The sequence below is a fragment of the Desertihabitans aurantiacus genome (assembly GCF_003344635.1).
Taxonomy (GTDB): Bacteria; Actinomycetota; Actinomycetes; order Propionibacteriales; family Propionibacteriaceae; genus Desertihabitans; species Desertihabitans aurantiacus.
On sequence record NZ_QPKK01000140.1, the window covers coordinates 1 to 10,212 of the forward strand.

Genomic DNA, 10,212 nt, shown 5'->3' on the forward strand with positions numbered 1-10,212 from the left:
ACCCCGGACCCCACGCCGACCCCGGACCCGACGCCGACCCCGGACCCGACGCCGACCCCGGACCCGACGCCGACCCCGGACCCGACGCCGACCCCGGACCCGACGCCGACCCCGGACCCGACCCCCACGCCGGACCCGACCCCGACGGCGGACCCCCGCCTCGGCACGCCGCGGCTGACCTCCGGGGTGCTCGGCTGGTGGGTGACGATCCCGGTGCACGACGTCGGTGCGGGTAGCGTGCTCGAGGTGTCGGTCGACCAGCTGCGCGGTCTCAACGGTCCTGCCGGGTGCCGGCAGGACGGCGGCACGATCACCTGCACCCTGGCGGAGACCACGCGGACCGACGTCCGGCTGTACCTGTGGACGTCGGCCGCCGCCCTCGACGGCACCGCCCAGCTGAGCGACCCGTCGGTCGAGGACACCGACCCGACGAACAACACCGCGACGCTCTCCTCCTGAGCCGGCGCCGGCGCGGTCCGAACGCGGACGACACGCGCGAGGCGACTCCGTAGACTGCGCCCTTGTGAACCGCGTCCCGGAGAAGCCCGTCCTCGAAGGCCTGGAGGCCTCCTGGTCCGCCCGCTGGGAGGACCAGGGCACCTACCGCTTCGGGGGCTCGACCGACCGCGCACAGGTGTTCTCCATCGACACCCCGCCGCCCACCGTCTCCGGGTCGCTGCACGTCGGCCACGTCTTCAGCTACACCCACACCGACGTCATCGCCCGCTACCAGCGGATGCGCGGCAAGGACGTCTTCTACCCGATGGGCTGGGACGACAACGGCCTGCCCACCGAGCGTCGGGTGCAGAACTACTTCGGCGTCCGCTGCGACCCGTCGCTGCCCTACGACCCCGACTTCACCCCCCCTTCGACAGGCTCAGGGGGTTCGGGCAAGGGTCAGCGGCAGCTGCCGATCAGCCGGCGCAACTTCATCGAGCTGTGCAACCAGCTGGTGGAGGAGGACGAGAAGGTCTTCGAGTCGCTGTGGCGCACCCTCGGGCTGTCGGTCGACTGGTCGCAGAGCTACACGACCATCGGCACCGAGGCCCAGCGGGTCTCCCAGCGCGCCTTCCTGCGCAACCTGGCCCGCGGCGAGGCCTACCAGCAGGACGCCCCCACGCTGTGGGACGTCACCTACCAGACCGCGGTCGCCCAGGCCGAGCTGGAGGCCCGCGACTACCCCGGCGCCTTCCACCGGATCGCCTTCCACCCGACCGCCGACAGCCCTGCCGAGGGGCCCATCCACATCGAGACCACCCGGCCCGAGCTGCTGCCGGCCTGCGTCGCCCTCATCACCCACCCCGAGGACCAGCGCTACGCCCACCTGGTGGGTTCCACGGTCACCTCGCCGCTGTTCGGCGTCGAGGTCGAGGTCCGCGCATCGGAGGCCGCGGACCCGGAGAAGGGCTCGGGCATCCTCATGTGCTGCGCCTTCGGCGACCTCACCGACGTCCAGTGGTGGCGCGAGATGCAGCTGCCCACCCGCACCATCATCGGCCGTGACGGCCGGATCCAGCGCGAGACCCCCGAGTGGATCCCCGCCGCCGGCGAGGAGGCCTTCCAGCAGCTGGCCGGCAAGACCGTCTTCTCCGCCCGCGAGGCCGTCGTCGAGCTGCTGCGCGCCAGCGGCGACCTCGACGGCGAGCCGAAGCCGACCCAGCGGATGGCCAACTTCTACGAGCGCGGTGACAAGCCGCTGGAGATCATCTCCACCCGCCAGTGGTACCTGCGCAACGGCGGCCGCGACGCGGAGCTGGCGAAGACGCTGATCGAGCGCGGCGGGGAGCTGGAGTGGGTGCCGCAGCACATGCGCGCCCGGCTGACCAACTGGATCGACGGTCTCAACGGCGACTGGCTGGTCTCGCGCCAGCGCTTCTTCGGCATCCCCTTCCCGGTCTGGTACCGGCTGGACGCCGAGGGCGAGCCGGTCTACGACGAGCCGATCCTCGCCAGCGAGGACGAGCTGCCCGTCGACCCCGCCTCCCAGGCCCCGCGCGGGTTCGACGAGAGCCAGCGCAACCAGCCCGGCGGGTTCATGGCCGACCCGGACGTCCTCGACACCTGGGCGACGTCCTCGCTGTCCCCGGAGCTGGTCTGCGGCTGGGAGCGCGACCCCGCCCTGTTCGCCGCCACCTTCCCGATGGACCTGCGCCCGCAGGGCCACGACATCATCCGCACCTGGCTGTTCGCCACGCTGGTCCGCTCCCACCTGGAGTTCGGCACCCTGCCCTGGCGGGTCGCCGCGCTCTCGGGCTGGGTCCTCGACCCCGACCGCAAGAAGATGAGCAAGTCCAAGGGCAATGTCGTCGTCCCCGACGACATCCTCGCCAGGTACGGCTCGGACGCCGTCCGCTGGAGGGCGGCAGCCGCCCGCCCCGGCGTCGACTCGGCCTTCGACGAGGCCCAGATGAAGGTCGGCCGGCGGCTGGCGATGAAGGTGCTCAACGCGTCGAAGTTCGTGCTCGCCGCGCCGGAGGCCTACGGGCTGGGGGCCGACGCCTCGCTGCTCGACCCGGCCCTGGTCACCGAGCCGATCGACCGCGCCCTGCTGACCCGGCTGCGCGGGGTGGTCGAGGAGGCCACCGAGGCGCTGGAGCGCTTCGACTACACGACCGCGCTGGAGACCACCGAGCGGTTCTTCTGGGACTTCTGCGACGACTACCTCGAGCTGGTCAAGGTCCGCGCCCGCGGGGAGGACGCCGCCGCGACGTCGGCTCGCGCCGCGTTCGTGCTGGCGCTGTCGACCCAGCTGCGGCTGCTCGCGCCGTTCCTGCCCTTCGTCACCGAGGAGGTCTGGTCGTGGTGGCAGGACGGGTCGATCCACCGGGCGTCCTGGCCGACCGTCGACGAGCTCGCGGTCGAGACCGGTGACCTGGCCGTGCTCAGCACCGCCAGCGAGGTGATGGCCCAGATCCGCGGCAGCAAGTCCACGGCGAAGGTCAGCCAGCGCACCGAGGTCACCGCGCTGGAGATCACCGCCAGCGAGGAGGCGCTCGCCGCGCTCACCCTCGCCCTGGACGACCTGCGCGCCGCCGGCAACGTCACCGGCGAGGTGACCACCCAGCCGGCCTCGGCCGCCGACGCCCCGCTGGTCGAGGCCACCCTCGCCGGCTGAGCCTCCCGCCGGTCAGGCCGTGGTCAGTCCCGGCCGCCGAGGGTGGTGACGTCCTCCTCGCCGAAGGCGCGCCGTCCCCGTTCCAGCGCCACCGCGACCGAGGCCGCGCTGAAGGAGTCCGAGCTGCTCTGCCGGGCCACCTCGCGGACCTCCTCGCGCAGCCGGGTGGTCGCGGCGTCGAGGGCGTCGAGGTCGGGGGGCTCGGTGTCGGTGCCGACCCGGTCCAGGGCGTCGGCGTAGGCGCCCAGGGCGTCCACCACCACGGTCCGCAGCCGCGGGCCCAGGGCCGGCTCCTCGGCGTCGCGGGTCTCCTGCTCGGTGACGGTGAGGGTGAGCACGTCGACCACCCGGGCGTGGATCTCCAGCCGGTGCGCCAGATCGGTCTGCCGGGTGCTCCGCTCGGCCCACCAGCGCGCCAGCCAGTTGCCCCGCCGGGCCTCCTGGGTGGTGGCCACCGACGCCCGCGCCCGGCCGACCACCGGTTCGAGCTCGAGCCGGCGGTCCTGCCACTCCTGCGCGGTGGGCAGCTGCTCGGCGCCGAGACCGTCGGCCAGCCGGCGCAGCTGGTCGGCGAGCACCCCGCCCAGAGAGGTGAGCTCCCGTTCCGAGACCGACAGCGGCAGCGGCGGCAGCAGGAGGTTGACGCCGATGCCGATCAGCGCTCCCAGCGCGATCAGCCCCGCGTAGGCGCCGACGTAGGCCTGGGGGTTGGTGTTGCCGAGGATGAGGACGAAGATCGCCGAGGTCGCCACCCACGTCCCGGTCCCCGCCACCGGACGCCACCCCGCCAGCACGGTGGAGACGGCCACCACCAGCCCGAGCGCCAGCAACCCCGGCCCGAGCGACAGGTCGACCAGGGCGGCCACGCCGGCGCCGAGCAGCACCGCCAGCACCGTCCGGGCCGCCTCGCGCACCGAGCTCGCCACCGTGAACCCGGTGGAGATCACCGCACCGAGCGGGGCGTAGTAGGGGTAGTCGGCCAGCGGCGGCGGGACCAGCTGGCCCAGCAGCCAGGCGACCACGGCCGCCACGGCCGTCCGCACCGAGAGCGACAGCCGCGGGTGCAACCACCAGGCGGTGACCGCCCGCTGCGGGAGGCTCAGCCCTTCACCCCCACCGAGGCGACCCCCTCGACGAAGTAGCGCTGGCCGAAGGCGAACACCGCGATCATCGGCAGCGTCACCAGCAGCGAGGCCACCATGACGTACTGGTAGTCACCCTGCCCGCCGTTGGTCGGGCTGTAGACGCTCATCGCGTGGGCGATCCCCAGCGGCACGGTGAAGTTCTCCACCCCGGTCGCGTTGAGGTAGATCAGCGGACCGGTGAAGTTGTTCCAGGCGGCCTGGAACTCGAAGATGAAGACGATCACCGAGGCCGGCAGCGCCAGCGGGAACGCGATCCGGGTGAAGAGCCCGAGCGCGGAGCAGCCGTCGACCCGCGCCGCCTCGAACAGCTCCTTGGGCAACGACAGGTAGAACTGGCGCATCAGGAAGATGTAGAAGCCCGAGCCGAACAGCGCCGCCCCCCACAGCGGCACCGAGGTCCCCAACCAGCCCAGGTAGCGCCAGATCAGGTAGTTCGGGATCAGCGTCACCGCACCGGGCAGCATCATCGAGGCCAGCAGCAGCCGGAACAGCCAGGCCCGCCCGGGGAAGCGGAAGTAGGCGAAGCCGAAGGCCACCAGCGAGCTGGAGATTGTCATCAGCCCGGCCGAGAGCAGGGCGATCACCACCGAGTTCCCCAGCCAGGCCAGCAACGGCAGCTGGTTGAACACCTCGACGTAGTTGTCCCAGACGACGGTGTGCGGGATCAGCCGGTTGTCGAAGATCTCCCCGCGCGGCTTGAGGCTGGCCGACAGCAGCCAGGCGAAGGGGTAGAGGAACAGCAGCGAGAAGCCGCCGAGCAGCGTCCAGCGCACCACCTGGCCGGCGACCGCCAGCACCCGGTGCCGCGGCGGCCCCGCCCACTGGGTGCCCTCGACCTCCGAGCTGCGGCGGACCGGGGCGACGATGCGTTCTGAGGAGATGTCGGTGGCCATCAGCGTCCTCCCTCGTAGTGCACGGTGCGGTTGCCGACGAGCATCTGCACGGCGGTGATGCCGAGGATGATGACGAACAGCAGCCACGCCATCGCCGCGGCCAACCCGAAGTTGAACTGCTGGAAGGCCTGCTGGAACAGGTACACCCCGTAGAACAGGGCGGCGTCGGGGGCGTTGCTGTTCCCGTCGCGGTAGAAGAGCAGGTAGGCCTGGTCGAAGACCTGGAGCGCCGCGATGGTGTTGACCACCACCACGAAGAACACCGTGGGCGAGATCATCGGCACGGTGATGCTGAAGAAGCGCCGGGACGAGCTCGCCCCGTCCACCGCGGCCGCCTCGTGCAGCTCACGGGGCACGTTGCGCAGGGCCGCCAGCAGCAGCACCATCGAGCCGCCGACGCCCCACAGGCCCATCACGACGATGGACGGCTTGACCCAGCTCGGGTCCGACAGCCACTGCGGGCCGGGGATCCCGAAGAGCTCCAGCACCGCGTTGATGGCGCCCTCGTTGCCGTTGAGCAGCAGCAGGAACACCGCCGCGGTGGCGACCGCCGGCGTCATCTTGGGCAGGTAGAGCAGGGTGCGGAACAGCCCCGACCCCCGCCGGACGGTGTTGAGCAGCAGGGCCAGCACCATCGCCAGCACCAGCTCCAGCGGCACCGAGAGCACCACGAAGACGAAGGTGTTGAGCAGCGAGGTGATGACCTTCGGGTCCTCGACCACCAGGCGGTAGTTGTCCAGCCCGGCCGGGGTCTGCGAGCCGGTGGCGAGGTTGTAGTCGGTGAAGGAGAGCACCAGGCTCCACGTCATCGAGATCACCGTGAAGGTGAGGAACCCGATCAGCCAGGGGCTGATGAACAGGTAGCCGGCCAGCGACTCCCGCCAGCTGTACTTCTCCCTGACCTTGCGGCGACGCCCGCGCGGGGTGCGCGGCGCAGGGGTGTCGGTGAGCTCGGCCGCCGCCCTCGGCCCGGCGGCCCCGCTCCCCGTCACGCCCACCGAGTGGGCGGAGCTCACGAACCGGCCCTCGACTGCTCCCAGGCCCGGGTCGAGGAGGCCTGCGCCTCGGTCAGTGCGGTCTGCGGGTCGCTCTCCCCGGACAGGGTGACGACCACCGCGTTCTCCAGGTCGTTGCCGATCTGCTCGCCGATGGCGGAGGCGCCGCGGGTGCGCGGGTTGGCCAGCACCTCGTAGTAGGTGTCGATGACCTGGTCGAACTGCTCGTTGCCGGAGCCGGTGACGAAGGCCTCGCGGACGGCCTGGTCGGCCACCGGCGAACCGGTGAACAGCCCGGTGTTGATGCTGCCCTCCTCCTCGACGGTGGCGGCCCGGGCCTCACCGGCGGCCATCCAGGCCTCGGTGGAGGTGACCTCGACCGCCCAGGCGCAGGCGGCCGCCGGGTTCTTCGCCGCGGTGGGGATGGCGAAGGCGCTGCCGCCGGCCCACGCGAAGGGCTGCCCGGAGGCGTCGGTGATCGGCACCGCGGCGAGCTCGATGTCGTCGGCGTAGTCCGACAGCACGTTGACGTACCACTGGGCCCAGGTGGCGACCGCGACCTCGTCGGCCACGTAGGGGTTGGCGTCGCCGAAGACGTCCTGGGAGTCCTTGAAGCTCTTGATCGACGGGTAGCCGCCCTGGGCGTCCATCAGCTCCTTCATCCAGGTGAGGGTCTCGACGTTCTCGGGCGTGTCGAGGGTGGGACGTCCGTCGGGCGCCTGCACCGCCCCGCCGCGCAGGGTCATCCACATCGCGGCCGAGCCGGGGATGTCGGCGTCGAAGCCGAGCCGGGTCGGGTTGTCCCCGTCCAGCTCGGTGAGCCGCTCGCCGAGCTCGACCACGGCCTGCGGGTCGGAGGTCGACACCTCCTCCAGCGACACCCCGGCCTGCTCCAGCACCCGGGTGTTGACCAGCAGGGCGGAGGGCTGGAAGAACTCGGGCACGCCGTAGACCGCGCCGTCGTAGGTCACGTCGTCGACGGTGGCCGGGTAGAAGTACTCCCGGGGCGCCACCTGGTGGGCGGCGAAGCACTCGTCGATCGGCTGGACCAGCTCCTGGTCGGCCAGCGTGGCGACGAGGTTGCGGTCGGCGCGGATGAGGTCGGGCACATCGCCCGAGGCCGCCTGGGCGGCGAACTTCTGGGTGTCGAAACTGGTGGTGTCGAGGCTGATCTCGACCTCGGCCAGCTGCGCCTCGGCGTAGTCGGCGCGGGACTGGGCCACCTCGTCCGAGGGGTTGTAGCCGCTGACCAGCAGGCTGCCGGTGGGGGCGCTGGCGAAGTCGGTGCCGCCCTCCTCCGGGGCCGGCGCGGGGTTCTGAGCGGCGGGGTTGCAGGCGGCGGTGCCGAGCAGCCCGAGACCCAGCACGCCGGCGGCGAGACCCCGGCGGAGGCGCTGCTGGCGGGGGTTCGGTCGGAGGCGGTGCAGCTCGTCGAGCGTCGTCGGTCGATGTGTTGCAGTCATGTGGCACCTCCTGATCGGGTCCGGCACGAACGGGCCGGAACTTCGCTGTACCCGGAGAAGTGATTCATACGCTGACTTCTCCTCCTCCCCCGGGATTGAACCGCAGGTGTCGCGCCGCACCTAGACTTGCCGCCATGTCCGACCCCGCGGGTACCCAGGTCGACCATCCGGCGCGGGGCGAGGTCGTCCACGGCTGGGCGACGGTCCCCAACGCGATCACCCTGGCCCGGCTGGTGGTGTTCGTGCCGCTGGTGGTCTGGCTGGTGCTGGGCACCGACGCACGGCTGGCCGCCACGGTGGCGCTGGTCGTCTTCGGCGCCACCGACTGGGTGGACGGGTTCCTGGCGCGCCGCACGCACACCGTCAGCGACGTCGGGATCTGGCTCGACCCGGTGGCCGACAGGCTCGGCATCCTCATCATCCTGGTGACGATGACGGTGGCCGGGCTGGTGCCGTGGTGGGTGCTGGTGCTGATCGTGGTGACCGACGTCGTGGTGCTGCTGGCCGGGCTGCGGTTCCGGTCCCGGATCGGGCGGATGCGGGCCTCCTGGGCCGGCAAGGTGCGGACCGCCCTCATCATGGTGGCGATGCCGGCCGCGCTGCTCGGGGACGCCGCCATCTGGGGCGCCGGCGCGTTCACGCTGGTCGGGCTGGTCGCCTTCGCGGCCGGCGCGGTGCTGCACGTGCTCGCCGGTACCGGATACGTGCTGCGGCTGGCCGGACGCCTCGAGGCCGACCCCGACGCCGGCACGGCCATCTTCTGAGGTCGCCGTGGCGGCGCGGGCGGTGCTGGTGGTGGATGCCGCCAACGTCGTCGGCTCGCGCCCGGACGGCTGGTGGCGCGACCGGGCCGGGGCGGCGCGCCGGCTGCTCGAGCGGCTGACCGCGGCCGACCTCGACTCCGACGTCGTGCTGGTGCTGGAGGGTCGGGCCCGTGAGGGGGCGCCGGCGGGACGTGCCGGGGCCGTCGAGGTGGTGCACGCCTCCGGCGAGGGCGACGACACGGTGGTGGCGGAGGTGGTGGCCGCCGGCGGGGCCGGGGTCACGGTGGTTACCGCCGACCGGGGGCTGCGGGCCCGGGTGGTCGCGGCCGGTGCGGCGGTGCAGGGCCCGGGGTGGCTGCTCGACCGGATCTGAGCCGCGCGCCTCAGCCCGGACCGGGCGGGGCGGCGGCGCTGCGCTGGTAGCGGCCGGGGGTGGTCTGCAGCAGCCGCCGGAAGTGCCGGGTCAGGTGGGACTGGTCGTGGAATCCGGTGCCGACCGCCACCTCGGCCGGGGCCTGGCCGGCGAGCAGCGCGCGGCGGGCGAGGTCGAGCCGGCGACCGACGAGGTAGCGGTGCGGCGGCAGCCCGTAGGTGCGGGTGAAGGACCGGATCAGGTGGGTGCTGCTGACGTCGAGCCGCCGCGCGATCTCGGTGAGCGGCGGCGCGCCGACCGGGTCGGCGTCCAGCAGCGTGCGCAGCTGCCGGGCCACGGCCGGGGCGGGAGGCTGCCGACCGGTGCCCGGTCGTCCGTGGAGGTGCCAGCCGAGGCGCTCGACCACCAGCCCGAGGGTGGCGTCGGCCGTCCACCGGTCGCCGGCGAGCAGCGTGTGGTGCAGCCGGGCGAGCTGGTCGCGCAGCGTGCGGTCGACCAGCAGCGGCTGGTCGACGGCACGCCCGACCAGCCGGGGGTCGAGGACGTCCTGCTCGAGGTAGAGCACCCGTTTGCCGAACCCGGCCGGGGTCACCGTCCGGCCGTCGTGGGGCACGTGCGGCGGCAGCACCGTGATCGCTGACCCCAGCACCGCGTGCTGGTGGCGGTCCAGGCCGAAGCCGATCAGGCCGTCGTCGACCAGCAGCACCGTCCAGGTGTCGTGGGTGTGGGCGGGGTAGGCGTGCTGGTGCCAACGGGCGTGCAGCACCTCGGCCACCCCGGGCAGCCGGGGTCGCCAGGCGGTGACCTGGTCGGTCGGCGGCATGGTCAGGAACGTACAAGACCATCTGCGCGACCGCGGCGACGCTGGACCCCATGGCCTTCGAGAGACCCAAGATCGTGGTCGTCGTCCGCGACGACCTGCTCGCCTGGCAGGAGCTGAACGTCACCGCGTTCCTGGTCAGCGGGCTGACCGCCGCGCACCCCGAGCTGGTGGGCGAGCCCTACCTCGACGCCGACGGGCAGTCCTACCTGCCCATGCTCGGCCACCCGGTCAGCGTGCTGTGCGGGGACGCCGCCACCCTGGCGGCCGCCCGGTCGCGGGCGGTCGGCCGGGGGATGGCGCTGAGCATCTACACCGCCCAGCTCTTCGCCACCGGCAACGACGCCGACAACCGGGCCGAGGTCGCCGCGGTCGGCTCGGACGGCCTCGACCTGGTCGGGGTCGGGGTGGTCGGCGAGCGCAACGCCGTCGACCGGGTGGTCAAGGGCGCGCGGCTGCACGGGTGACCCTCCGACAGGCTCAGGGCGCTGTGGCGGGGCCGGGCAGGGCGCTGTCGGGGTCGTGACCCTTCGACAGGCTCAGGGCGCTGGGGTGGGGACGGCTCAGGGCGCTGGGGCGGGCAGCGCGTCGTGGGCGGGGGATCAGGGGGCGGCGGCGCGGAGCTTCTCCAGCAGGGGCTCGGC

10 protein-coding genes are annotated in these 10,212 nt (G+C 72.8%); 5 read left to right on the forward strand and 5 right to left on the reverse strand.

Going from position 1 to position 10,212, the window contains the following annotated elements; all coding sequences use genetic code 11:
* Together DVA66_RS21290 and valS are read left to right on the forward strand one after the other, a co-directional pair.
* Window positions 1-459, forward strand: a 459-nt coding sequence (locus DVA66_RS21290) for a hypothetical protein (RefSeq protein WP_198671698.1), incomplete at its 5' end; no start/stop codon positions are given.
* A gap of 64 nt (window positions 460-523) precedes the next feature.
* Window positions 524-3,115 carry a valine--tRNA ligase gene (gene valS, locus DVA66_RS12020; RefSeq protein ID WP_114560305.1) on the forward strand — a complete coding sequence of 864 codons (2,592 nt, stop codon included), beginning with the start codon at window positions 524-526 and terminating at the stop codon, window positions 3,113-3,115.
* A 23-nt stretch (window positions 3,116-3,138) separates the two neighbouring features.
* Here the strand turns inward: valS and DVA66_RS21295 are convergent, their stop codons facing one another.
* The 4 genes from DVA66_RS21295 to DVA66_RS12040 form a co-directional block, all read right to left on the reverse strand.
* A complete protein-coding gene (locus DVA66_RS21295; RefSeq protein WP_198671699.1) occupies window positions 3,139-4,146 on the reverse strand; it encodes an FUSC family protein in 1,008 nt (335 codons plus the stop codon).
* Between the two features lie 68 nt (window positions 4,147-4,214).
* A complete protein-coding gene (locus DVA66_RS12030; protein WP_114560307.1) occupies window positions 4,215-5,153 on the reverse strand; it encodes a carbohydrate ABC transporter permease in 939 nt (312 codons plus the stop codon).
* Window positions 5,153-6,169 (reverse strand): carbohydrate ABC transporter permease, encoded by a 1,017-nt coding sequence (locus tag DVA66_RS12035; protein ID WP_198671700.1) that lies wholly within the window; start codon window positions 6,167-6,169, stop codon window positions 5,153-5,155. The genes DVA66_RS12030 and DVA66_RS12035 overlap by 1 nt, the downstream gene beginning before the upstream one ends.
* Entirely contained in the window at window positions 6,166-7,611 is a 1,446-nt protein-coding gene (locus DVA66_RS12040) for an ABC transporter substrate-binding protein (RefSeq protein WP_114560308.1), read from the reverse strand. Before DVA66_RS12040 ends, DVA66_RS12035 begins: the two co-directional genes overlap by 4 nt.
* A gap of 134 nt (window positions 7,612-7,745) precedes the next feature.
* Here DVA66_RS12040 and DVA66_RS12045 point away from each other — a divergent pair, with 134 nt between their 5' ends.
* Window positions 7,746-8,375 (forward strand): CDP-alcohol phosphatidyltransferase family protein, encoded by a 630-nt coding sequence (locus DVA66_RS12045; protein WP_114560309.1) that lies wholly within the window; start codon window positions 7,746-7,748, stop codon window positions 8,373-8,375.
* A gap of 7 nt (window positions 8,376-8,382) precedes the next feature.
* The gene (locus DVA66_RS12050; RefSeq protein WP_114560310.1) at window positions 8,383-8,748 is read left to right on the forward strand and encodes a hypothetical protein; all 366 of its coding nucleotides are present in this window, start codon (window positions 8,383-8,385) and stop codon (window positions 8,746-8,748) included.
* A 10-nt stretch (window positions 8,749-8,758) separates the two neighbouring features.
* On the opposite strand, the gene DVA66_RS12055 is transcribed toward DVA66_RS12050, so the two are convergent.
* The gene (locus tag DVA66_RS12055; protein ID WP_114560311.1) at window positions 8,759-9,571 is read right to left on the reverse strand and encodes an AraC family transcriptional regulator; all 813 of its coding nucleotides are present in this window, start codon (window positions 9,569-9,571) and stop codon (window positions 8,759-8,761) included.
* Window positions 9,572-9,621: 50 nt separating this feature from the next.
* Between DVA66_RS12055 and DVA66_RS12060 the strand changes: the two genes are divergently transcribed.
* On the forward strand, window positions 9,622-10,035 hold the full coding sequence (locus tag DVA66_RS12060) for a DUF2000 domain-containing protein (RefSeq protein WP_114560312.1): 414 nt from the start codon (window positions 9,622-9,624) through the stop codon (window positions 10,033-10,035).
* The last annotated feature ends 177 nt before the right edge of the window (window positions 10,036-10,212 follow it).

Coding starts and splice junctions, on each gene's coding strand:
- DVA66_RS12030 (WP_114560307.1), bottom strand. CDS start 5,153: ATGGCCACCGACATCTCCTCAGAACGCATCGTCGCCCCGGTCCGCCGC.
- DVA66_RS12040 (WP_114560308.1), bottom strand. CDS start 7,611: ATGACTGCAACACATCGACCGACGACGCTCGACGAGCTGCACCGCCTC.
- DVA66_RS12045 (WP_114560309.1), top strand. CDS start 7,746: ATGTCCGACCCCGCGGGTACCCAGGTCGACCATCCGGCGCGGGGCGAG.
- DVA66_RS12055 (WP_114560311.1), bottom strand. CDS start 9,571: ATGCCGCCGACCGACCAGGTCACCGCCTGGCGACCCCGGCTGCCCGGG.
- DVA66_RS12060 (WP_114560312.1), top strand. CDS start 9,622: ATGGCCTTCGAGAGACCCAAGATCGTGGTCGTCGTCCGCGACGACCTG.